Source organism: Paenibacillus sp. SZ31 (genome assembly GCF_012912005.1).
GTDB lineage: Bacteria > Bacillota > Bacilli > Paenibacillales > Paenibacillaceae > Paenibacillus.
Map to the genome: position 1 here is coordinate 174,601 of NZ_JABBEA010000007.1, position 24,709 is coordinate 199,309.

22 protein-coding genes and 1 other annotated feature are annotated in these 24,709 nt (G+C 46.2%); of the genes, 7 read left to right on the forward strand and 15 right to left on the reverse strand.

Annotation, left to right across the window (positions count from 1 at the left end; genetic code table 11):
- Positions 1-20: 20 nt before the first annotated feature.
- The 8 genes from mutS to HF638_RS15950 form a co-directional block, all read right to left on the reverse strand.
- The gene (gene mutS, locus HF638_RS15915) at positions 21-2,822 is read right to left on the reverse strand and encodes a DNA mismatch repair protein MutS (protein ID WP_169481070.1); all 2,802 of its coding nucleotides are present in this window, start codon (positions 2,820-2,822) and stop codon (positions 21-23) included.
- Between the two features lie 423 nt (positions 2,823-3,245).
- Positions 3,246-4,496 carry a putative amidoligase domain-containing protein gene (locus HF638_RS15920; protein WP_348982111.1) on the reverse strand — a complete coding sequence of 417 codons (1,251 nt, stop codon included), beginning with the start codon at positions 4,494-4,496 and terminating at the stop codon, positions 3,246-3,248.
- Positions 4,497-4,697: 201 nt separating this feature from the next.
- Complete coding sequence (locus tag HF638_RS15925; RefSeq protein ID WP_062835006.1) at positions 4,698-5,258, reverse strand: outer spore coat protein CotE; 561 nt, start codon at positions 5,256-5,258, stop codon at positions 4,698-4,700.
- Between the two features lie 75 nt (positions 5,259-5,333).
- Positions 5,334-6,311, reverse strand: a complete 978-nt coding sequence (locus HF638_RS15930; protein WP_169481071.1) for an aromatic acid exporter family protein — start codon at positions 6,309-6,311, stop codon at positions 5,334-5,336.
- 348 nt (positions 6,312-6,659) lie between these two features.
- Positions 6,660-7,451, reverse strand: a complete 792-nt coding sequence (locus tag HF638_RS15935) for an ABC transporter permease (protein ID WP_062836083.1) — start codon at positions 7,449-7,451, stop codon at positions 6,660-6,662.
- Between the two features lie 38 nt (positions 7,452-7,489).
- Positions 7,490-8,284 (reverse strand): ABC transporter ATP-binding protein, encoded by a 795-nt coding sequence (locus HF638_RS15940; protein ID WP_169481072.1) that lies wholly within the window; start codon positions 8,282-8,284, stop codon positions 7,490-7,492.
- Positions 8,285-8,313: 29 nt separating this feature from the next.
- The gene (locus tag HF638_RS15945) at positions 8,314-9,318 is read right to left on the reverse strand and encodes an ABC transporter substrate-binding protein (RefSeq protein ID WP_169481073.1); all 1,005 of its coding nucleotides are present in this window, start codon (positions 9,316-9,318) and stop codon (positions 8,314-8,316) included.
- A gap of 158 nt (positions 9,319-9,476) precedes the next feature.
- Complete coding sequence (locus HF638_RS15950) at positions 9,477-10,991, reverse strand: carboxypeptidase M32 (RefSeq protein WP_169481074.1); 1,515 nt, start codon at positions 10,989-10,991, stop codon at positions 9,477-9,479.
- A gap of 227 nt (positions 10,992-11,218) precedes the next feature.
- On the opposite strand from HF638_RS15950, the gene HF638_RS15955 reads away from it, so the two are divergent.
- The 4 genes from HF638_RS15955 (at position 11,219) to HF638_RS15970 (ending at position 13,418) form a co-directional block, all read left to right on the forward strand.
- A complete protein-coding gene (locus HF638_RS15955; protein WP_169481075.1) occupies positions 11,219-11,794 on the forward strand; it encodes a beta-class carbonic anhydrase in 576 nt (191 codons plus the stop codon).
- A gap of 172 nt (positions 11,795-11,966) precedes the next feature.
- The gene (locus HF638_RS15960; RefSeq protein WP_169481076.1) at positions 11,967-12,533 is read left to right on the forward strand and encodes a PadR family transcriptional regulator; all 567 of its coding nucleotides are present in this window, start codon (positions 11,967-11,969) and stop codon (positions 12,531-12,533) included.
- 97 nt (positions 12,534-12,630) lie between these two features.
- Positions 12,631-13,134: a hypothetical protein gene (locus tag HF638_RS15965; protein ID WP_169481077.1), complete on the forward strand. Its 504-nt coding sequence runs from the start codon at positions 12,631-12,633 to the stop codon at positions 13,132-13,134.
- A 5-nt stretch (positions 13,135-13,139) separates the two neighbouring features.
- On the forward strand, positions 13,140-13,418 hold the full coding sequence (locus tag HF638_RS15970; protein ID WP_017687903.1) for a YxcD family protein: 279 nt from the start codon (positions 13,140-13,142) through the stop codon (positions 13,416-13,418).
- A 139-nt stretch (positions 13,419-13,557) separates the two neighbouring features.
- Here HF638_RS15970 and tyrS read toward each other — a convergent pair whose 3' ends face one another.
- The 6 genes from tyrS to HF638_RS16000 form a co-directional block, all read right to left on the reverse strand.
- Positions 13,558-14,820, reverse strand: a complete 1,263-nt coding sequence (gene tyrS / locus HF638_RS15975) for a tyrosine--tRNA ligase (protein WP_169481078.1) — start codon at positions 14,818-14,820, stop codon at positions 13,558-13,560.
- Positions 14,821-14,936: 116 nt separating this feature from the next.
- Positions 14,937-15,164: a binding site (T-box leader), on the reverse strand.
- Positions 15,165-15,393: 229 nt separating this feature from the next.
- Positions 15,394-16,863 (reverse strand): protein adenylyltransferase SelO, encoded by a 1,470-nt coding sequence (locus HF638_RS15980; RefSeq protein ID WP_169481079.1) that lies wholly within the window; start codon positions 16,861-16,863, stop codon positions 15,394-15,396.
- Positions 16,864-17,140: 277 nt separating this feature from the next.
- Positions 17,141-18,457: a nucleobase:cation symporter-2 family protein gene (locus tag HF638_RS15985; RefSeq protein ID WP_169481080.1), complete on the reverse strand. Its 1,317-nt coding sequence runs from the start codon at positions 18,455-18,457 to the stop codon at positions 17,141-17,143.
- Positions 18,458-18,773: 316 nt separating this feature from the next.
- Positions 18,774-19,553 (reverse strand): NRDE family protein, encoded by a 780-nt coding sequence (locus HF638_RS15990; RefSeq protein ID WP_169481081.1) that lies wholly within the window; start codon positions 19,551-19,553, stop codon positions 18,774-18,776.
- Positions 19,554-19,599: 46 nt separating this feature from the next.
- Complete coding sequence (locus HF638_RS15995; protein WP_169481082.1) at positions 19,600-19,899, reverse strand: Dabb family protein; 300 nt, start codon at positions 19,897-19,899, stop codon at positions 19,600-19,602.
- A 54-nt stretch (positions 19,900-19,953) separates the two neighbouring features.
- Complete coding sequence (locus HF638_RS16000) at positions 19,954-20,535, reverse strand: TetR/AcrR family transcriptional regulator (RefSeq protein ID WP_169481083.1); 582 nt, start codon at positions 20,533-20,535, stop codon at positions 19,954-19,956.
- A gap of 231 nt (positions 20,536-20,766) precedes the next feature.
- Here HF638_RS16000 and HF638_RS16005 point away from each other — a divergent pair, with 231 nt between their 5' ends.
- The 3 genes from HF638_RS16005 (at position 20,767) to HF638_RS16015 (ending at position 23,895) form a co-directional block, all read left to right on the forward strand.
- On the forward strand, positions 20,767-21,882 hold the full coding sequence (locus tag HF638_RS16005; protein WP_169481084.1) for an NADH:flavin oxidoreductase: 1,116 nt from the start codon (positions 20,767-20,769) through the stop codon (positions 21,880-21,882).
- Between the two features lie 226 nt (positions 21,883-22,108).
- Positions 22,109-22,960: an AraC family ligand binding domain-containing protein gene (locus HF638_RS16010; protein WP_169481085.1), complete on the forward strand. Its 852-nt coding sequence runs from the start codon at positions 22,109-22,111 to the stop codon at positions 22,958-22,960.
- Positions 22,957-23,895, forward strand: a complete 939-nt coding sequence (locus tag HF638_RS16015) for a DMT family transporter (protein ID WP_169481086.1) — start codon at positions 22,957-22,959, stop codon at positions 23,893-23,895. Before HF638_RS16010 ends, HF638_RS16015 begins: the two co-directional genes overlap by 4 nt.
- A 71-nt stretch (positions 23,896-23,966) precedes the next feature.
- Here HF638_RS16015 and HF638_RS16020 read toward each other — a convergent pair whose 3' ends face one another.
- Positions 23,967-24,668: a pseudouridine synthase gene (locus HF638_RS16020; protein ID WP_169481087.1), complete on the reverse strand. Its 702-nt coding sequence runs from the start codon at positions 24,666-24,668 to the stop codon at positions 23,967-23,969.
- Between the last annotated feature and the right edge of the window lie 41 nt (positions 24,669-24,709).

A 24,709-nucleotide genomic window follows, 5' to 3' on the forward strand; every position in this document is an offset into this window, starting at 1 on the left:
GGTTTTCCCCTCCCTTATACTCAGGATAATTGCTGTGCCTTCAATTTGAGATCATTCAATATCTGCATCGCCTGAAGAGGCGTCATATTCATGACATCGATATCTTTCATCGTACGGATGAATTCTCGCGCTGGTTTATCCACCGCAACTACATCCGCTTTCGTTGCCACACTCGGCTCATCATCTCCAAAGATGGACAGTTGAACAACATCCGAATGGCTCGCATTGGACTGTCCTTTGCCGTTCAGTTTCTTAGCATGCTGCTTCCCGGCTGAATCTTCAATAGAAGGTGTGTAATCTGTACTTTCCACAGTGTCACGCTCCCGAATCAATGGTGCTGAATCCGTGTGCTGGAATTCTACACCTTTGACATTCAGTCCTGCTTCCTGCTTCTCGCTACCGATATACTCACTGCCCACCGCTACCTGCGCAGCTGCATGCTCGAACCCATGCAACAATCCATTCGCCCGCTCAATAATGCTATCAGGAAGACCAGCAAGACGAGCGCAATAGATACCATAACTGCTACTGGCTGCTCCTGCAATCAATTTACGCAGGAAATTAACCTTGTCGCCGCTCTCCTGTACTGCCATCGAGTAGTTTGCCAGCTTGTCCAGACTCTCCTCCAGATGAGCAAGTTCATGGAAGTGAGTCGATACAAGGGCTTTACAGCCGATAATATCATGTACATATTCAATAACAGACTGAGCAATGGCCATGCCTTCGCTGGTTGACGTTCCCCGTCCCAATTCATCGATAATAATCAGACTGCGCGGTGTCGCTTTATCCGTCATAACCTGAATGTCGGCCATCTCCACCATGAATGTACTTTGTCCGCCAATGAGATCATCCGCGGCACCAATGCGTGTGAAAATACGATCCATGATCGGCACTTCGGCCTGACCCGCAGGTACAAAACAACCCACTTGCGCCAAAATGGAGATTAAAGCGACCTGTCGCATATACGTACTCTTACCAGCCATATTTGGACCGGTAATCAGCAGAATACGTGCCTCTTCCTTGGTCATTGCCGTTTGATTGGCAATAAATGCGCCGTCTCGCATAACCGCCTCGACGACCGGATGGCGTCCTTCTTCCACAACCAAGTCATAACCGTCGGTCAGCGTAGGCCGTACAAAGTTACGCTCAGCGCTAATCACCGCAAAAGATTGATATACATCAATCTCTGCAACCTGTTCCGCCAGCTTCTGCAGTCTTGCAATCTCTTTGTTCAATCGCTCGCGCAGCTCTGCGAACAGACCGTACTCAATATCAACCATTTTGTCCTGAGCTTCGAGAATCAGCGTCTCTTTTTCCTTCAACTCCGGCGTAATATATCGTTCTGCATTGGCAAGTGTCTGTTTACGTTCATAACGTCCCTCTGGCAACGCGGACAGATTGGACTTGGTGATCTCGATATAATAACCAAACACTTTGTTATATCCAATCTTCAACGATCGAATGCCTGTCGCCTCACGCTCTCGCGCTTCCAACTCCGCAATCCACTGTTTCCCGTTAACCGAAGCTTCACGCAATTCATCCAGACGTTCATGATACCCTTCACGAATCAGGCCTCCGTCCCTTACCGATACCGGTGGCTCGTCCACAATGGCTTGCCCTATGGCTTCACGCAGATCATTGCAATCATCCATCGTTTCGGCAATATGCTGCAGTGTTGCAGAAGAAGATCCAGCGCAATGCTGGCGTAGCCCTGGAATTTTCTCGAGCGATGACTTGAGCGCATTCAGATCACGACCATTGGCATTACCAAACGCAATTCGACCTACCAAGCGCTCCAGATCATAGATGTCTTTGAGTTCTGCCCGCAGGTCCTCACGTAATATAAACTGGTTGTACAGCGTGTCCACTGCTTCGAGACGCTCGTTAATCTTCCCTTTTTGCAACAATGGCTTATCGACCCAGCGACGCAGCATTCTTGCACCCATGGACGTCTCGGTCCGATCAAGCAACCAGAGCAATGAACCTTTTTTGGAGCGCTCACGCACGGTTTCCACCAATTCCAGGTTTCGGCGGGTAAACGGGTCCAAGATCATGTAATGATCCGGCTCATACGTTGAGATTTGTGTTAATTGTCCGAGCGAACGTTTCTGAGTCTCACTCAGATAGGAGAAAAGTCGTGCAATACACGCTTGACGTTCAGGCTCTAATCTTGCCCACACAGCCTCGCCAAACTGTTGGCGGACCAAATCTTCCTTATTTTTTGTCCACGACGTGTAGACCACAGGGCGACCGATTGGAGACGCCTCGGCTTCTACCGTTTCAAGCAGCGCTACATCCCCCACCAGCTCCGATGGTTCGTAGATGCCGATTTCATCCTTGAGCCATTCCTTGGAATAGGGTACGGATGTCACATACAACTCACCCGTTGACAGATCACAGGCCGCGAGCGCCAGCGTATTTTGATTACCTGTAAGGCACACCATGTAGTTGTTGGATTTGTCCCCCAACGTTTTGCCTTCCATCACCGTTCCGGGTGTAACCACACGTACAATTTCACGTCGTACCATGCCTTTGGTTACACTTGCATCTTCCATCTGTTCACATATCGCGACTTTATATCCTTTTTCAATCAGACGCTGTATGTAATTGTCAGCCGAATGATAAGGTACACCGCACATCGGAATTTTGTCATCCGTGCCTCCGTTGCGTGCGGTCAGCGTGATCTCAAGTTCACGGGAAGCATTAATCGCATCCTCGAAGAACAATTCATAGAAGTCACCCAGTCTAAAAAATAGAAAAGCATCTTGTGCTTCGGCCTTCACTTGCAAATATTGTTGAATCATTGGCGTATACTGAGCCATGATGAATATCCTCCATCCCGTTCCTATAATGTCAGGAAGAAACGCGTCCTGGAAGGACAATAAGACGGTCAGGCACTGTGTTTGCGCCTCCGCCTTATGTTTTGGCTATTCGCCACTTCCTTCAAGGGTTGCTGCTCCATATCTTCCGTAGCTCTCACTTATAAAGGTTGTTCAAAAAGTCCGCTTTTGATTACGAAGGATGCCTAGTGGCATCATCAGCGTCGAATATGGCATTCAGCCGAAATAAGCGGGTGCTTACGAGGGTTGTTTCCTTCGGAAACAATGTAGTTGCTCACGTAGTTTGCCTACGCTCCGCTACTCCATTTCTAGCTTCATCCCATCTTCTCGGTACTGAAAACCGTTCTTTTTGAACACGCACTTAAAAAGACTTGTTTCTTATTATATCAAAAAAACGTCCGTTCTTCATGAACCTGCCCGAATATTCCAGAGTTTGCGAATATCGCGGCTCTCATCCCAGGTTCTTCCCAGTTTTAATTGAAGGAGTAACGGTGACGCATACCGTTCATAACGTGCATAGCCATCCAACCTCTTCAGATCATCTACCAGAGCTGGGATGTATTCCTTGATCACTTCGCGCTTTCCTTCGTAGAAAGCGGTATGAACCTCAGCTTTCTCCAACGGACGTTGCCGTAATTGAGTATACCCGCTCGCAATCAGACCTGCCAAGGCCACAACGCCTTTCGCAACGAGGGGCGACACAAGAAAGCTGGGTAACGTACGATACTCAAAACCACCGTAGGATTTCAGGCGAAAATCACCAAGCGCTCCATAACGTGGCCGTCTCCCCGATCCACGCGGGTCTTGAAGAAATGCCAGCGGCAAAGCCAGATAATTGTCCAGTGCACGGAGCAGTTCCCCGGTGAGATTCACGCCACTAAAATGAATATGACCGCCTAAAGGTAACCCACGCTGTGGCATCCCTCCTGCCTGCCAGATGAGTGAGTGATCACTGATGCTGCGAGAAGCCGCTGCAAATGCCCTCATGAGATGAGCCAGTAACTCACGCGGCTCGGAGCTGGGAGCGGGCCGCAATTCGGCAATCGGGTATATGCGCCTGCCACCAATCGTCACAGAATCACAGCCTGCCATTCCTGTGCGTTCCAGAAATCTGGAGGCGGGTACGATTTTGGATTCCGGCATTTGTACCAATAGAAACTCAGGGTCCATACCTAGTATAGGCGTGGGTCTATGATTACGTTCCTCATCCAGCAGTTCCTGCTGTTGCTTCCAGCTTTCCCTGTAGGTAGCAGCAAGATTGGTCACCCCTTTCCAGGGGCACGGATCAATCGAAATCACGGCACAACCGCCGTTACCGGAGGATTCCATTCGAACAGATCCATGATCCAGTCCTAGCGTATACAACGTCTTAATCGCAAGTCGTTCAACACGCTTGAACAAGGTTGAACTCGCTTCACGCTCCAACAGACTTTCCTCTGTCCCTCCCATGCCGCTAGTATCCTTACGCTTGATCCGGATTGCCTGCAAACAGCTTATCTCTACATCGTAGCGTACACGCAAACCGGGTTCACGCTTGCGCCGATCCTGTAGTGACAATACTTCAATGCCTGCCTGTTTCAACCGTTCTGTACGTTGAGCAGAGGTCATATTTTCATATCGCCGTAGCGCTCCCTCCGCTTGCTCCATCACATTCATTACGTCCCCCCTCCCAGATCATGCAACTAAAATAAAAATAACCCCGCAATGCGGAGCCTTCACGTGAAAGGTATTCCAGGCACATTGCGAGGCTCGTTACCACCCATTTTTTAATATTTAAGAAGAAAGAGGGCTTACGCCCTCTTCACCGCGCCTTCTGGCGCATATGATACCTTAGGTTATCAAATACAGGCGTCAAACTCACAGCTCATCGTCGAGCAGATCAGGATCGAGATCGTCATAATCTCCATCGCCACTGCCAAAGTCATAGTCCTTGTCTTCGTAATCACCGCAACCATCTGTGCAGACCTTCACACAAACTTTAGTCTCGGCAACGAGTTCCACAGCGAATTCCCGTTCTACTCGGATAATTACACTGCTTCCACCTGCTGATACTGTGGCTTCCACACAGCTAGGTTCCTGCGTTGCATCCGCAGATACCTCTACTGTGGAAGTCCGGTGTTTCGGATCCAGATAGGACAAAGGCACATGTTCTACATACGACACCGTTTCTTTGGCTACATCCGTCTGCGAATTCTTGTCATAGGAATACCAAATGTTGATATCGTAAGTACCAATAACTTCAATTCCGTCACCCGCTGATACGGCTTCATATTGGTGGTTGATAATCCAAGCCCCCAAAATACTTGTCGGACCATTTGGCGGAGTCACGGTATGTGTTACGGTAGAGAACTTACGACCTTTGCCGCAGATCGCCTTCGTGATAATCTCTCTACATTGATGTTTATGACTCAATGACATCTTTAAACCTCCTCCATACAATCATTCACTACAAGTGTATGCAGGGCATTCGTCTAGGGTGACAACTATTTTCTATTATTCGTTTGTAGATTGGGACCGGTCCGAGATTGGGGACGGCGCTTTGTCCTTCTTTGCGACTTTCAGATACAGCGCGAGTTCACGGCACAGCTGGAGAATTGCGGAGCGAATCTCGAATTCTTCCCTTGTATCCGGCAACTCCATACGTCTGAATTCTTCTTGCACATCCGCAAGAAGTTTTTCAGTTCGTCCGGTGTAGGATTCAGTAAGTACATCCTGACTAAGCTGATCGAATAGTTCCGATACCATTTCCGCATGTGGCATCTTCTCATAAATCTGGGACACCAGATGCATCATATGCTGGATGGAGTCCAGCTGCGTTTTGCGCATATAGAAGTAGACACTCCATTCCTCATTCGGATGAATCACCTGATTCTCCAGCGAACGCTTGGCTGCATCAATGCCGCCCAGAATTGCTTTATCTGCTTCAATCAATTCTCTCCCCGCCCAAGCTTCATTGGGATTACGTAGCGTGGCCGCGAATTCCTTGAAGATCTTCGAGAAGAGTTCATCGATTCGTTTGCGGATGCGCAGCATTTGTGGATCGGCTGCCGGCATATAAGCCAGGTTAACTGCCATTGCTGAACCAAGACCAATCAGCAGCAAAGCAATTTGCACGAGGATGACATGCACGTCCATCTCTCCGCCGCCAAACACCCGAAACACCACAACTGAACCTGTTACAATGCCTTCCTTGAAGCCTACCCGAACAATAACCGGGAATGCGATCAATATGTATACGGCCAGCACCCAATAATGGAAGCCTAAAAAGTGAAAAAGTACACTTGCAAATAAAAGTCCGACTACTGAAGCAAAGAACCGCGCCGATATGGTGCGAATACTTCGTTTTCTCGTCACATCCACACCAAGAATCGCAAGCAATCCCGCTGATGTTGGTCCCGGCAAGCGACACCAGTCCGCAATCAATACGGCCATTAATGCGGCGATTGCGGTTTTAATTACCCTAAAACCCATTTAACATTCCATCTCCTCTAAGCTGCAAAAAAGTTCTTAGCCAGCTCATCGCCTCATTCATTTATCATGACTAGTATGGCTCATCCAACTGTAAACTAGACGACACCAACCGACATGCGCATGCATGCCGGTCACAGCAACACGCCCCGAATGAGGGACGCTGGCAAGTTAGATCGTTGCGACAGAACCTCAAGGCCCTCTTCTCCAATCATCGCATTCATTCCGGATCTGCGCGGAATATTCATACTAAATATGGTACTTGATTTTACAGTATCGGGCAACGTGACACCCCTTGTGAAATTGTATACATATTATAAACGTTCATAGTACGAATAAAACACGGCCAAATCACCTGCGACCAGCCAACAATTTGCGCTCCGCATAGACGACAAGTTGATACATGGCTGTTGCAACTGCAGCAATAATTAACAGACTCGATAATACGAGTGTGAAGTTGAATACCTGGAATCCGTAAATAATCAGATAACCGAGCCCTTGTTTGGCGACCAGAAACTCACCAACGATGACACCCACCCAGGCCATGCCTACGTTGACTTTCAAGGTCGATACAATCGCCGGAAAAGAAGCAGGCAATACGACTTTTGTAAAAATCTCGGAACGGTCCCCACCAAACGTACGAATGACTTTAATATAATTGGGATCGACTTCATTGAAGCTGTTATACACCACCAGTGTCGTGATGATGACCGTGATGGACAACGTGGTCATGACAATGGCTGTAAAACCTGCGCCGAACATCACAATAAAGATCGGACCAAGCGCTACCTTAGGCATACTGTTGAATACAACCATATAGGGGTCCAGCACTTTGGACAAAAAAGGAGACCACCAAATTAAGACCGCAAGTAAGGTTCCCACCAGTGTACCCAGCAAAAAACCAACTGCCGTTTCCCCTACGGTTACCCCAACATGCGCCCACAACTCGCCACTGGCGATGTCCTTACCGATCTGAGCAAAAATCTTGCTCGGATAACTGAATAGAAGCACATCAATCCAACGTAGTCTGCCCGCCAGTTCCCACAGCAAAAACATAGATACTAGCATGGATAACTGTACAGCAAGCACTTGATGTCTCCATCTGGCCACCTGCTGAATATGATTCCGATGCAGCTGTCCCATCCACTCGTCACGCTTTTCCTGCCTCGGATTCGTTTGATTCACGCGTCTTTCTCACCTCCCCCGGACTGGTCCAGTTCACTCCATAACGCCTGAAACAGCTCATTGAATCCTTCTTGCTCCCTAGCATGAAACGGCTGAGATTTGCGAATTCCATCGGGAATGATAAATTCACGACGGATCCGGCCTGGATTGCGATCCAGTACAATGACGCGGTCACTGACCGCAATGGCTTCAGACAAATCATGAGTGACGAGAACGGATGTTTTGCCAAACTGTTTTAACGTGTCCGAGACCAGATCCTCCAATTGCAGCTTGGTTTGATAATCAAGTGCTGAGAATGGTTCATCCAACAATAAAATCCCCGGATCGGTTGCCAGCGTGCGCACTAGGGCTACTCGCTGTCTCATTCCTCCTGAAAGCTCTGAAGGGTACTGATTCTCCGTTCCGGCCAACCCCATACTTACCAGCAGTTCCCGTACACTCTCACGGCTCCGTTCATCCAGTCTGCCTGTCAGTTCAAGACCGATTAATGCATTGTCCAGAATGGTCCGCCACGGAAACAGATAGTCCTGTTGAAGCATATAACCAATCTGTGCTGAGGGGCCGCCAACGAGTTTGCCTTTAACCTTAACCTCTCCTCGGGTGGGTGTGAGCAGCCCGGCGATGATCGACAACAATGTCGTTTTACCGCATCCACTCGGTCCAACCAGACTGACGAACTCCCCTTTTTGGATCTCCAGACTCAAGTCCTCAATCACCAAGGAAGCTTCCCGCTCGCTGACGTATACTTGAGAGATCCCTTCCAGTCGGATCACACTTTCGGATTCAGGCATTCTGCTCACTTCCTTTCCTGAATACCCCATTACTTCGATATCGTAGCTTCTTCCGCATAGACATTATCCACAATGACATTCAACTCCACGCGTTCTTTCAATTCTCCGGCAGCACTCATGACATCAAGCAGATTGTTCCACTCTTCCTCATCAATGATCGGATCTGTTGCATAGCTGCCCTGTTCCTTATAACGGTTCACACTGCTGACCAGAATGGCTGGATCGATGTCTTTGAAGAAAGGAGTAATGACTTCTGCAATCTCTTCAGCCGTATGGGAATCTACCCATGCTTGTGCTTTATGCAGACCGTTCGTAAATTTCTGCGCGATATCCTTGTTGTCGTTAAGATAGCTCTGTTTCGTCATGAAGACCGTGTAAGGCAGATGACCACCTTCTGCGCCAAACGATGCAACAACCTTGCCCCGACCTTCTTGTTCAAAGATGGATGCCTGAGGTTCAAACAGTTGAACATAATCTCCCGTGCCTGAGGCGAAAGCAGACGCAATATTGGCAAAGTCCACATTTTGAATCAACTCCAGATCACTTTGCGGATCAATGCCATGTTTGTTCAGTGCGAACTCCCCTGCCATTTGCGGCATGCCGCCTTTGCGCTGTCCGAGAAACGTGGAATCCCTCAATTGCTCCCAATCGAAGCTGCCTTCCGGGTTACGTGCGAACAGAAAAGTACCATCCGTCTGGGTGAGTTGGGCAAAGTTAATGACTGGATCTTCCGCTCCCTGCTGATAGACGTATATGGACGTCTCTGCACCTACCAGCGCAATGTCCACTGAACCTGCGAGCAATGCCGCCATCGTTTTGTCACCGCCAGCAGTCGTCTGAATCTCCACCTCAAGTCCCTGCTCCTCAAAAAAACCTTGAGCCACCGCCACATACTCCGGTGCGTAAAATACCGAACGAGTCACTTCGCCAATCGTAATCTTGGCTTCATTCTCTTCCTTATTACAGCTGGTGAGTGCCACAATGATAATTAGCAGAATAACGATGCCCCGGACGAACCATGGCGTGTATTTCATGTTGTTTCCCTCCTTCACTGGTTTCAGCAGTTTCTCTCTATTATGGATATGCTGATGCCCAACAAAAGGTTAAGAACTTGAATACAAAAAAGAGCCGGGCATTCATGCCCGACTCTCCATTCTTCTAAACATTGTTTAAATATGCTATTTATTGTATGTTACAGCTTGTAAATCTCGGCATATTTGGCTTCCAAATAATCGGCCAGATAATCCGGGTTCAATTCTTCACCCGTTACGGCAACAATCAATTCGGAAGGTGTACGACTTTTGCCATATCGATAGATCTTGTCTGTAAGCCATTCCTTGATTGGAATCAGATTACCTTCTGCAATATGGGTATCAAACTCCGGCATTTCCTTGCGCAATGTATGTAGAATTTGAGCTGCATACATATTACCCAGAGAATACGATGCAAAGTAACCGAAGTCTCCACCAGACCAGTGAACATCCTGAAGAACTCCTTCTCCATCATTCGTTGGCATAATACCGAGGTATTCTTTGTATTTTGCATTCCAGGTTTCCGGCAGGTCCTTCACTTCTAGACCATCGTTAAACAGCATTTTCTCAATTTCATACCGGATAATAATGTGCAGGTTATAGGTCAGTTCATCGGCTTCAATCCGAATGAGTGAACTCTCCACTCGGTTGATTGCACGATAGAAATCTTCCAGCTCAACCTCGCTCAGTTGCGGGAAATGCTGCTGCAAATCTTTGTAATAGCGTGTCCAGAATGGCAGGCTGCGACCAATCATATTTTCCCAAAGACGGGACTGGGACTCATGAATACCCATGGACGTTCCTTCGGCAAGAAGGGTACCCGCCAGACTCTCATCAATATTTTGTTCATACAGGGCATGCCCGCCCTCATGCAGTGAACTGAAGACTGCGCTTGCTACATCATCTTGCAGATAATGTGTCGTGATTCGCACGTCACCCGGGTTAAGGCCCGTTGCAAAAGGATGAACACTCTCGTCCAATCGTCCGGCTTCAAAGTCATATCCCATCTGTTCCAGGATGAACAGACTGAACTTTTCCTGCTGCTCGGTGTCAAACAACTGATTCAAGAACTCTGTATTTGGCTTGTTTTCTGAAGCATTGATCTTCTCTTGCAGAGGCACCAAACGTGCTTTGAGGCGAGCGAACACAGCATCCACTTTCTCAACGGTTAGATCAGGCTCATACATATCAAGCAACGTATCATACCGTGTATCCTTCACACCCCAATAATCAATAAACTCCTGTTTGAGCTTAACGATATCTGTCAGATAAGGTGAGAACCCTGCGAAATCACTGTTATGCTTGGCATCTTCCCATGCGGTTTCGGACTTGGCCGTGAGCACGGTATATGATTGTACTTTCTCAGGTGGTACAGACTGACTGCGATCATATTCTTTCTTACAGTCTTCAACCAGACGACGATCTATATCTTCGAGTTGTTCCAATACCGCTGGAGTGGTTAATGCATCCAGGTAGGTCTTCATGTCAGCCGAGGTTTGCAGCTTGAATGCTTCGGTGGACAGCATACCCAGCGTCTCCGAGCGAGTCGGAACGCCTTTTTTCGGCGCACCTGTGCGCAGATCCCAGTGAAGCAAACCAATGGCTTCATGATAGCTCTTAATTTTACGAGCCAAATTACGGAAGGATTCCAAATGTTCCTGTGTTTGTTTATCCATTGTTATCGTTCACCTCTTCAAAAAAAATGTCATACCCTATTGATGATACTTTTCCCATTGAGTATAATCAACTTTTAACAGAGGCAAATTGCATTATTCTGCTTCAAAAGATTGGAGTAATGCCATTTGCTGACCGTGATATACTATTAAAGCAAAGGCGCGTAGGACAAGCTGCATCAAATGCAAGTGGCCGTGCTCGTCGTATTGGATAACAGGAGGCAATGGACATGAACAACATTCAAGAGATTTTGGCTTACAACAAAACATTTGTCGAGACTAAAGAATACGAAAAGTATACGGCTGGCAAGTTTCCAACCAAAAAGATGGTTATCATCACTTGTATGGATACACGTCTGGTGGAAATGCTGCCCAAGGCCATGAATCTGAAGAACGGTGATGTGAAAATCATCAAAAACGCAGGCGCGATTATCTCTCAGCCTTTCGGCAGTGTAATGCGTAGTGTGCTTGTCGCCATCTATGAACTGGGTGCAGATGAAGTTCTGGTTGTCGGACATACGGAATGCGGTATGGCTTCCCTTCACGCAGAGACGATGATTGGACATATGGTTGAACGTGGCGTATCTGAAGAAGTCATGACAACCCTTGAGAACTCTGGCATCCGTTTGCAAAAATGGTTGCGCGGGTTTGACAGCGTCGAAGAAGGGGTAAAACATACTGTGGAAGTGATCAAGAAGCATCCTCTACTTCCTCCCAATGTACCCGTCCACGGCATGGTTATCGATTCTGCTACAGGTGAGCTTGATCTTGTCGCTGAGGGGTATGGACAACAGGCATCTCTCTAAATGGTTTGGAGTGCGGACCTTATGGTTCGCACTTTTTTTGTCTAAATTGAGGCAGTTGCTCTGTCAGGTTGTCAAACCATACAGTTTCAGTGTACACTTTTATGAAAGCGGTCAAAGAAAGCAAAATTGATTATTTTCTCTGACCCAGCCCTAATATTAAGGAGACATGTGCATGAACATACTTTCCTACGGATTGCTCGGGCTGCTTACCCGCGAGGAGTCATCGGGCTATGATCTGATGCTGAAAATCCAGCCTCATTGGCAGGCTAAGCACAGCCAGATCTACCCACTCCTGTCCAAGATGGAAAACGATGAGTTATTGGCCTCCCGCTGGGTACAACAGTCTGACAAACCGGACAAGAAAATGTACGCAGTTACGGAAAAAGGCATTGAAAAGCTCTTGGAATGGATGATTACTCCTGTTACCGCACCGGTTACGCGCGATGAATTTAATTTGCGTATCTTGTGTGTTGGCATTGCGGAAGACGGAAGCATGAGACGCATTCTAAATGAGCGTAAAAGCTGGTTTATGGAACGCATACGTTATTTCGAGGAACTGAAATCACGTATACCTCTGGATAATCTTCGTGTAGGCAACCGAGATTTTGGAAGCTACATCCTGGTACAAAAGGGGTTAATGCATGCGCAAACAGGCCTGGAATGGTGTAACTGGGTTACCCAATTGCTTGATGGCCAAGCTGCAATTCAAGACCCAAGTCCAAGCGTTTCAGAAATTTAATAAAATTTGAAACGTTCCTGCAAGTCGACCGTATTACATGAGTAAGGCCCATTTTGGGCGATTCAAACAATTTAATCGGGGGGTTACGATCTTTACAATGAAGAAAAAATTTGGAGTTAAACATCTAATGATGGTATTTATGGCCTTTACATTATTGTTCGCAACAGTGGGAGTAACAAATCCGGATTCTGCGGATGCAAGACGTGGTGGCGGATTCAAATCCGGTACGAAAAGTTATAACAATACACCTAAGAAATCCGACTCCAACAGTAACGTGAACCAATCCAATTCCGGCAATAACTCCGGTACTGGTGCAGCTGCAACTCGTGGTGGTGGATTCTTCGGCGGTGGCGGCGGATTCATGAAAGGCATGATGCTTGGTGGTCTTGCTGGTATGATGTTCGGCGGATTGTTCGGTGGCATGGGCGCCCTGGGTAACATCCTTGGATTGCTCGTGAACGTTGCAGCAATTATGTTGATCGTTATGTTGGCTATGGCACTCTTCAGAGCCATCTCCAATCGTCGTAAACCTGCAGCGGATGGCCGTTATGACCGTCGCAATGATCGTGATGATGATCGCAACAGAAACGGACGGTACTAATCTCTATGGTTCTGAGCATGGATGAAATTGTGAATGCAATCTGTATTCATATGGCAGAACGTAAGGGTGTACGTCCAACCGATGTGAACGTAGAACTGAGCTGGGAAGAAGATACAGGTTATTCCGCTGAAGTTTGGATTCAAGGCCGCAGTCAATATCTGGTGGAGTCCAATATGATTGAAGCGATTCTTCGCTACCTGCACAGTGAATACAACATCCGGGCGTACCGTGAGAACGTACGACTTGATCTGGATGAAGAGATCACAGCGATTGTTAATCAATAATATAGGTCAAGCAATGACCTGATATACAAAAGACCGTCTCCGCTCTGTCGCCTGACAGAGATGGAAGACGGTCTTTTTGTTTCTGTTTAAGTGTTGTGATGTAGTCTGATACATCTCTTTACGTTCTAATACTCAGACACTATGATTGGAGTTTAACCAGGCTGTAGTTCTTTTTACCTTTACGGATAATGATGAATCTACCACCAATCGCATGCTCTGCCGACACCGTGAATTCAAGCTCCGTAATTTTCTCACCATTCATGGAGATTGCACCTTTAGTGACATCTTCACGTGCCTGACGCTTGGATGGCTCCAGCCCCAGATCCACGAGCCAGTCCACGATATTTTTCGCTTCGCCGTCCGTTTCAAATGTTGGCATTTCCTTAAAGCCCTGCTCAATTTCGTCGGCTGTCAGGGAACGGATATCTCCACTAAACAGCGCTGCTGTAATCCGCTTAGCCTGTTCCAGCATTTCTTCGCCGTGAACGAATTTCGTCATTTCTTCCGCGAGTGCTTTCTGTGCTTCACGTTTGTGCGGCTCTGTCTCTACCTTTTCAGCCAAAGCTTCAATTTCTTCTTTGCTCAGGAAAGTAAAGTATTTCAAGTATTTAATGACATCACGGTCATCTGTATTCGCCCAGAACTGGTAGAACTCAAATGGTGTCGTTTTGTTCGGATCAAGCCAAATTGCTCCGCCAGCTGTTTTACCGAATTTGGTTCCGTCGGATTTGAGCATGAGCGGGATGGTCAGACCGTACGCCTTCGCTTCAGATCCTTCTTTTTTACGAATCAAATCAAGACCACTCGTGATATTCCCCCATTGATCAGAACCGCCGATTTGAAGCTGTACATCTTCGTTCTGGAACAGGTGCAGGTAGTCGAGCGATTGAAGGATCTGGTAGGAAAACTCGGTGAACGAGATTCCGCCTTCCAGTCTGCTCGCAACTACATCCTTAGCGAGCATTGTGTTGAGGTTAAAGTTTTTGCCGTAGTCACGCAAGAATTCAATCACATTGATTTTGTGCGTCCAATCGTAGTTATTCACCATGCGAACTTGATTATCACCGTCTGTTACAAACAACTTTTTCATCTGCGTTGTCAGTGCATCCACATTCTCCTGCACTTGCTCCATCGTTTGCAAAGAACGCTCTGCCTGACGACCACTTGGATCACCAATCGTACCTGTAGCTCCACCAATCAGAATGACTGGACGATGTCCTGCCAGTTGAAAACGTTTCAGCATCATAAAGGGAATTAAATGTCCGATATGCATGCTGTCCCCCGTAGGGTCAACGCCGCAGTACAAGGAGACTGATCTGGTTTCAGTCAGTTCACGTAGTCCCTCTGCATCGGTCTGCTGGTTAATGGCGTCGCGCCACTCTAGTTCATCAATAATATTCATTTGTATAACCCCTTTTCTATCCTCAAGATTCAGTCATGATCTACGTCAAATTACGAAATTACACGCTGGAACGGCTTTTTTGGACACAAAAAAATCGCCTCCTTGTCTTCATTAGACACAGGGACGATTATCATAACCGTGGTACCACCCAAATTGCATGAATAACACGCCACCTTAACACGCTATCCATACCACTTTCGGCAATATATCGTTTGCCCTTCCGCTTGGCATTACCCAAGTACTCCAGAGTGTAATTCGCAGCCCTTGTATGTATCAGGTTCCATCAACCCCTGACTTTCTGTAACAGGGACAAAGCCGCTACTGCGCTCTATCAACGTGATTCATGTATTCAATTTATAGCAAGTATAGCCGAACGTTTGAGTCATTGCAAGGCCAAGTATGCAATCTTTGAACAGAACTACGGATGCATAGTTGAAACCAGCTTATATCGTTATCATGTTCAATTCTCGTGATAGCAACCATAGGCTTTCTACGCAATCTGATGCTCATGTAAATATGGATTGTCGTAATGAAAAAGCTGCCAAAGGCAGCTCTCTCAAGAAAACTTTCATTTTAGGTTCCGCAGAATGTGCGATAAGACGGATCACATGAAACCGGCAAGGTAGCGTAGTCAGCCTGTTCTGGTGTATACGCATAAGGCTGTTGCAGAACTGCAAGAAGTTGTTGCATCACACTATAGTCTCCATGATTCTCAGCTCGTTCCAGTGCTTCTTCTACCCGATCATTCCGAGGAATAACTGCTGGATTGTTACTCTTCATTTGTTGTATAACTACATCTTTTGTTTCGGACTGTCGCTCTAATCTGGACTGCCAACGTGAATACCACTCGTTAAACTCAGGTACTCCATTCAGGTTGGTTCCTTCCAAGGTACCTAGCGTCAGTGCCACGAACGTGTTCGTAAAATCTGCGGAATGTTTATCCATCAGTTCAATAAGTTCTTTAATTAGAGTTTCATCTTCCGCTTCTTCATTGAACAGTCCCAATTTGGCTCGCATGCCTGATAACCAGTGATGATGATACAACTCTGAGAATTGCGCGATGGCATCCTGTGCGATTTGCACGGCCTGCTCCTCGTCTTCATGCAGCAGCGGTATAAGTGTCTCGGCAAAACGTGCCAAGTTCCATCCGCCAATATACGGTTGATTGCCATATGCATAACGACCTTGCTTATCAATTGAACTAAACACCGTACTCGGATTATAAGCATCCATAAAAGCGCATGGTCCGTAATCAATCGTTTCTCCACTGATCGCCATATTGTCCGTATTCATCACGCCATGAATGAAGCCAACTCGCTGCCACTGCGCAATAAGTGCCGCCTGAAGCTTGATCACTTCCTGAAGCAATCGAAGATAACGATCTTCATCTCCTTCAACCTGGGGAAAATGTCGCTCCAATGTGTAGTCTGCGAGAGTTCTCAGTTCCTCTTTCGATCCCCAACGCGCTGCATACTGAAACGTCGCTACTCGAATATGACTGGCAGCTACTCGTGTCAGTATGGCACCCGGTCGTTCTGATTCACGGACGATATGCTCTCCTGTGGACACAACTGCCAGACTCCGTGTGGTTGGAATGCCGAGTGCATACATCGCTTCACTTATGATATATTCACGCAACATTGGTCCAACTGCGGCACGTCCATCCCCTGCGCGAGAGTATGGAGTTCTTCCCGAACCTTTGAGCTGAATATCTACGCGCTCCCCCTGTGGGGTAATATGTTCACCAAGAAGCAATGCCCGTCCGTCACCCAGCATGTTGAAATTGCCAAATTGATGACCTGCATAGGCCTGAGCGAGAGGCTCAGCTCCTTGCGGGGTTACATTTCCTGCAAATACGGCGGCACCTTCTTGTGTGTTCAGCGCTTCGGCGTTCAAGCCAAGTTCTGTTGCAAGCGTAGCATTGAAGATAAGCAGATCCGGTGATTCAACTGGCTCCGCTCCCTGGCTTGTGTAGAATGTTTGCGGCAGACGTGCATAACTATTGTCAAAATTCAAACGGGTTTCCAGCTTAGCTTGTTGCATGAGGATCACAACTCCTTTTTTTGACCAAGGGAACATCCCTTGTTGTTATTGTAGCCTTGTGAACCAATGCTCATTTATGTAGTCGCATGGATATTCAATATAAAGGAACACATAAAATGTTCTTGATGAAACTTTAGCATATTTACATTCCTTTTGCATTCCTTCGCAATAACTTTCGTATGAAAATCATCATTTAGAGTCACAGCTTCCAAGCAAATAAAAACCCAAGAGGTTCTGTTCCATTCATTAAATCAGTTTGGTTATCGTAGAAAAAGAATTACGTATGTGCTTCTTGTGCCTGTACAGGCTGAAGAGGCAAGCTTTCTTTTTTGAAGCCGAGGTTGAAGAAGACATTGAGCAAAATAGCTGACAGACTTCCTGTGATAATGCCATCGCTCACAATAATACGAATGCTTTGGGGAAGTTGAGCAAACAGATCCGGTACAGCGGTAACACCAAGACCAAGTGAAACGGAGCAAGCCACGATCAACAGATTGGATTGTTTGCCGAAGTCGACGTTTTGCAGCATTTTGATCCCGGATGAGACGACCATTCCAAACAGGACAACAGTCGCCCCACCTAATACAGCACTCGGAATAATCGTTGCAAAAGCAGCTACTTTGGGAATAAGTCCGAGAAAGACCAGAATGCCTCCGGCTGCAACCACCACATTGGTCGTTTTCACCTTGGAGAGCTGAACCAAACCGACATTCTGCGCAAATGTATTGTATGGAAAGGCATTGAATATGCCACCTAGAACAAACGCGAGACCTTCTGCGCGATATCCCCGTGCCAGATCTTTTTCGTTGATCGGTTGATCGCAGATTTTACTCAAAGCCATAAATACACCTGTTGATTCGATAATAACTACCGTACCTACAATGATCATTGTAATAATGGGACCGATCTCGAAGGTTGGCCATCCAAAGTAGAAGGGTTGGGGCAAATGGAACCAAGAGGCTTCCTGTACAGCGGCAAAATTCACTTTTCCCATGAAGGCTGCTATGAGGGTTCCCACGATAATCCCCAGGAGAACTGCCAGGGATTTAACAAAACCACGAGCGTATCGATTCAGGATCAGAATGAAAAGTAATACGCCAAAGGAAAGCGCCAAATTGTCCAAACTTCCGAAATTCTCGCTGTTTGCTCCACCCGCCATGTTCTTAATGCCGGTTGGGATCAGTGCAAGACCGATAATGGTTACCACTGTACCGATCACGACTGGTGGAAACAATTTGACGATTTTGCTGAAAAATACGGCAAAGATGACGATAAATAATCCGGCTGCGATGATCGACCCATATATGGCAGGAATTCCGTATTGCGATCCAATGGCAATCATAGGTGTGACCGCTACAAAAGAACTTCCGAGCACCGCTGGCAAACCTATACCCAAGTACTTCCCTTTCCGAGCCTGAAGCCATGTTGCAATCCCACACGTTAACAGGTCAATGGATACGAGATACGCCAACTGCTCTGCAGTCAAATTTAGCGCTCTGCCCACAAGCAAAGGTACTAGAATTGCTCCCGCATACATCGCGAGTACGTGCTGAATCCCCAGTGAAAAAATTTTCATCTTTTTGGTTTCTTTCATCCCACGTTGCCCCCCTGAAATTAGAATCAACCGAACCGCTGCAAAATCATGTTATGTTGATTCACATTATATAAACTATTCAGGGAAGTTCCATGATTCATAACATAGAATTGTTATAACATATAAATAGCCCAACTTAAATTGGGCGTGTTGTACAAAAGGGAATCTTAAACCTTTTATGTCGCGTTATATTAGTTAACACAATAATTAACACAATCCTTTTTACACTCAGAAGAAATAAAATTGAACGTGTGATTTATCTTGAAGTATTCATGTTGAGACATAATGTCCGTACATCATAACTTGTTTCATATTCTCAGCTTGTCCAGTTAAGAGGCTTGATGTTAAAACGCTGCTCCATGACCTCTCCGTTCAGATGACCCCTCTCCGTAAACAATAATTCTTCTCTAGTCATCAGAACAACGGATGAAGCTCTAGTTCCATAGTCAAATTTTTCACTTTTAACAAATATGGGAGAAAGCAAACGTTCCCATTCCATTGGAACACCTGTATGGGGTAGAAGCTCATCCACTGAAGGGTCTGCCGATTGTAGCAAATCTAATATTTGCTCTGTCAGGGTACTTTCTTCCTCCCCGTTGATGATTTTCTCCAGTCCTTCTTTTCCACGTTTCACCTTAGGCCAATCCGTATTGATCAAATGATTACTAATCCCGTATATTCCCGGTTCCAACTTCATCACAACGTTGCCCACATTAGAATAATAATAGAGGTCGTCTGGATCACCCACCAACAAATTGTATCCAGGGTAATCATTGCGATTTTGCTCCGCACGTTGCATATATTGCTCAGGTGAGGACGTTCCCTTTAAAAAATCAGCAACCAGATCTCCTCTTGAACACTTGGCATGTACATCTTCATTCGGATCACGATAATTCGTGACAGCAGCCAGACGTCCCCCTGTTGTTACGCCCATCCAGGTTCCCATTTTCGACAAATCCCGGCCTGCCAATATTTGAGGGTGATCTTCCCAATAATGTGCTTGAGCCGTAGGTCTGTGATAGAATTCATCCCTATTGGATCCCAATATAAACGGATACTTTGGATGCATGTTGTAAGCAAATAAAATCAAACACATGGAAATCTTCAACTCCTAGATTCGTTAAACCTCTGATATCGGGGCTTTATATCGCATAATCAACTACAATTACATCTTCCACCCAACCATCCAAGGAAGCTACAAATGCCTGATGAGCAGGATGTGGACCATAGGCGCGCAACGCGTCCTGATCTTCAAACGTCACTCGTAATCCAATCGTATAGCCTTGAATACGGTCCGTTTCTTCCGTTGCATTGATTCCTGCCGTCAGCGCGACGATTCCCGGAATTTCTTCCTGTAGTGCGAGCAATTGAGCCACCAATTCCTGCTGCTTGTCAGTCGTAATTTTATCGTTAAATTTAAAAACAACCAAATGTTCAAACATGTTCTTATTCCTCCTCTGTCCATTCGAATAGTAATGCAACTTCATTTAATGAATTCAATTCAATAATTCCAACCCGCCGATCATGTAGGGGACAACTCGTTGGGCTAACTCAGCAGGGGATTCCTGCCCGCCTTCAATATTCCATCGATACGTTATTCCATAGATCGACCAGCTTAGCATGGTTGCCGTAATTTTCAGCGTTTTGGGATCTACATGCCCCGCTACTTTACTCATTAATTCAAGAAGGAATTGCTCCAGTTGCGTCTTGATGTTCTCTTCAATAATTGGTGCAACCGTCTCATATTTTTTGATGCATCCATTACTTGAGACGTGATAATCGCATAATGAAAATATAAGTTGCTGAATGGTCTCAGCTGATAACCGTGCACCCGGGTCCACCCTCTTCGTTACATATTCCATAAAAGCATCCGACAACAAGGCTTCAAGGAGTGCATATTTATCCTGAAAATGGGCGTAAAATGTGGCCCTGTTGATTGTGGCTTGTTCCGTAATGTTTTGAATTGTAATGCTGTTGAAATTTTTAAGGCTCAAGTGGTATAAAAATGCATCAAGAATTAATTGACGAGTACGGATTACACGCGGATCGTTAGAATTGGAAGATACTACACCTGACATTTCCTAATACTCCTTTGTACTAAAGATCGTTGGATAGGTTCTTCTATTATAGATAAGTGCTGTTTATTCAACAAGTAAAAAGGGATTTCGGATTGCCAAGTCATCATACAATTTTCGAAGTCTTTCGCTTAAGCAACAAAATGATCAATCTGTTGGTTGAGCGAGTATTTAGGGATTGCTAATATTACACTCGTACCCACTGAGAGGTACATAATAATGGAGGTGCTTATTTTGAGTAATCAACAACATAACGTTATTTCTACGGAGCTTCTGTTTCAACCATACACTGTTCAAAAATTAACCCTGTCCTCACGCATCGTCATGTCCCCCATGGCTCGTGCTTTCTCCCCGGATGGTGTCCCGGGCCCCGATGTAGCCGCATATTATCGTCGGCGTGCCGAGCATGGTGTTGGACTCATTATTACCGAAGGTGCGACCATTGAGCATCTATCTGCATCAAGTGAGCCTAGAATCCCTCATATGTATGGAGAAGCAGCTCTTCAAGGCTGGGCTGAAGTGGTCAAACAAGTCCATGAAGCCGGCGGCAAAATTTTCCCGCAAATTCTGCATATGGGCATTGTTCGTCCTTCAGGATCTCAACCTCACCCGGAAGCCGCGTCGCTTAGTCCATCAGGTCTCGATATGGAGGGTAATCAGGTAAGTGCGCCTATGACGGAGGAAGAGATCGCAACAGTGATTCAAGCTTATGCCGATGCAGCGGCCAATGCGCAAAGTATTGGTTTTGACGGAATTGAGCTTCACGGTGCACATGGTTTTCTAATCGATCAGTTTTTCTGGAAAACAACGAATAGGAGAACGGACCGCTATGGTGGTGACCTTCAAAAACGAACGCAATTCGCAGTTGAACTTGTAATGGCAGTTCGTGCTGCGGTAGGTCCTGATTTCCCTATCGCGATGCGGATTTCCCAATGGAAGATGAATGATTATCAAGCCAGACTGTTCGACACCCCCGAACAACTGGAACAATTCCTTCATTTGCTGGTTGACGCTGGTGTAGATATCTTCCACTGTTCTACACGACGCTTCTGGGAGCCCGAGTTTGAAGGATCTGAGCTTGGATTTGCAGGCTGGGTGCGAAAGCTAAGTGGTCAAACCACGATCACAGTCGGTTCTGTGGGTATGCCAAATGAGCCTGAAGCAGGAACTGATGAAGCAAAACATCCAGGTATGGACGAGCTTATGAAGCGTTTCGATCAACAGGAATTTGATCTGGTGGCTGTGGGACGTGCGCTACTTGGTGACCCGGCATGGGCTGCCAAAATGCGTGAAGGCCGTGTATCTGAAATTCAGTCTTTTTCACCTGAAGCACTGGCTACGTTACACTAAGGACAATTCCTTATTGTTCCGGACATTTTTTTGTCCAATATATATAGGTTTGAACTCATGAATCAACTATACTAAGCAAAGGGCTCGCTTTCCCTCCGGGATTGCGGGTATTTTGTTTTTAGAGATATCTGTCCGATCAAACACTTCGAGCAATAGCAATATCGTTCAAGAAAATTCCTTCTTTGCAACCTATAATGACATTAACATACCAGAAAGAAGGTGCATCATGACTCGGGAAGTCCGGACTGTCGTATTTGATACCGATCTACAGCTAGAAGCTTATCAATTTGAAGGCATTATGCAGAAGTTTCCCAATCATTTTCATGACTATTATGTCATTGGATTCATTGAACAAGGCAAGCGACACCTCGTCTGCAACAACGAAGAATATATTCTAAATAGTGGGGACATCATTGTCTTTAATCCACAAGACCCCCATGCCTGCGAACAGGTCGATGGCAGAACCCTCGATTATCGCTGTATCAACGTCCAGCCTGAGGTTATGCGAGAGTATGCGAGAGAGATTACTGGACAAGCTTACTTACCACGGTTTACGTCCCCCGTTCTCTACCAAAGTGAACTTGTGGGTTCCCTGCACGAACTGCATCAGATGATTCTGGAGGAGCAATCCGATTTCTACAAAGAAGAATTGTTACTCTTACTATTGGATCAATTGCTGCGAGATTATTCGGATGCTGAACCCCCTGTTTCCACTCGGGATGTTACCATAGAGATCAGACGCATATGTGATTACATAGAAGCTCATTACATGGAGAGCATCTCGCTGAACGAGTTAGCCGATTTGACGGAGATGAGTAAATACCACCTGCTGCGTTTATTTACTCGCCAGAAAGGGATATCACCTTACCGCTATCTGGAAACGATTCGCATTAATCAAGCCAAACGTCTGCTGGAACAAGGTCTGCTGCCGATTGAAGTAGCTGCACAGACCGGATTCAGTGACCAGAGCCATTTCACGAATTTTTTCAAAAAATTGATTGGCCTGACACCCAAGCAATATAGACGTATCTTCAATCATGATTCGGAGCCGAAACGAACCACCAATCATATCGTATGACGAGTCATCTTAGCCATCAAAACACTAAAGCCTCTACCGGACATTTGCTCGCTTTGTTTACTATACTGATCTGGGGAACTACGTTTGTCTCGACCAAAGTTCTGCTGATTGACTTTACTCCAGTGGAGATTCTATTTTTCCGTTTCCTGATCGGGTATTTGGTACTGTTATTGATCTATCCACGTTCACTGCGGATCGCCTCATTCAGAGAAGAATGGTTATTTATCGGAGCAGGTTTATGCGGGGTGATGTTATATTTTCTCATTGAAAATGTAGCACTGGTGTACACAACAGCTTCCAATGTGGGTGTTATTGTCTCCATTGCCCCATTCTTCACTGCCGTGCTCGCACACTTCTTCCTGGATGGTGAGAAGTTAACGCGCCGCTTTCTCATCGGATTCGGGATTGCCTTGAGCGGCATCATACTCATCGCCCTGAACGGCAGTTTCGTTCTGCAACTGAATCCGGTAGGTGATCTGCTTGCTTTCATAGCACCCGCGGTATGGGCGATATACTCCGTATTGATGCGCAAAATTGGCGAGCTTCCCTATCACACCATCGGTGCCACGCGCAAAGTGTTCTTCTATGGTTTAGTCTTAATGCTGCCAGCCTTGTTCCTGTCTGACTTCCATTTGGATCTTGGCCGTTTTAAGAACCTAACCAATCTCTCTAATTTCCTCTACCTCGGACTGGGTGCCTCCGCGTTGTGTTTCGTAACCTGGAACCGGACTGTGAATCTTCTTGGAGCTATTAAAGCGAGTGTATATATCTATCTGGTACCTGTCATTACTGTTGTGTCATCTGCACTCATTCTTCGGGAACAGATAACCTGGGTGATCCTGCTCGGGGCGTTCTTAACCTTATTCGGTTCTTACATTTCAGAGCGAACAGGAAACAAGCTCAACAACAAAAACACTAATCCGCGTAGCGGTTAGTGTTTGCTTCATTTTTTACTGATTTAACTGGAAATCGTGGCTGACCACTGTTGATATGCAGCAGAATTCATTTAGTTTATCTCATTTAATTGAGACAGCAGAATCTCCAGTTCCTCTTGCTCCAGATGACGCCATTGCCCCCGCTCCAGTTGATCCAGCGTAATATTCATAATTCGCACGCGCTCCAGCTTTAACACTCGGTACCCCAAGGCTTTGCACATTCTGCGAATCTGCAGGTTGAGACCCTGTGTCAAAATAATACGAAATACGTCTTCACTCTGCCTATACACTTCGCAGGGCTTGGTCACCACATCCAGAATTTCAACCCCTTCGGACATGGACCTTACAAATTCGTCGGTTACGGGTTTGTCTACAGTCACTACATATTCTTTATCATGGTTGTGCTCGGAACGCATCATCTTGTTCACAATTCCCCCGTCATTCGTAAGCAAAATCAACCCTTCAGATGCCTTATCCAGCCTGCCTATCGCAAATATGCGAGAAGGATAATTCATATATTGAATGATGTTCCCTTCTACATGTTCTGCTGCTGTGCAGACAATACCAATGGGTTTATTCAGAGCAATATAGACAGGTTCGCTGTCATTACGAGGAATCTGCTTGCCATCAATGAGTACCACATCATGAGGTTCAACTTCCGCCCCTTTTTCACATACCCTGCCATTGATCGTTATGCGTCCAGCTGCAATTAAACGGTTCGTTTCCCTGCGGGAGCAGAATCCCGTTTCACTTATGTATTTGTTAATTAACATGTGTCACCACTTCTCATCTATAGTATTACCACTGGTTCATT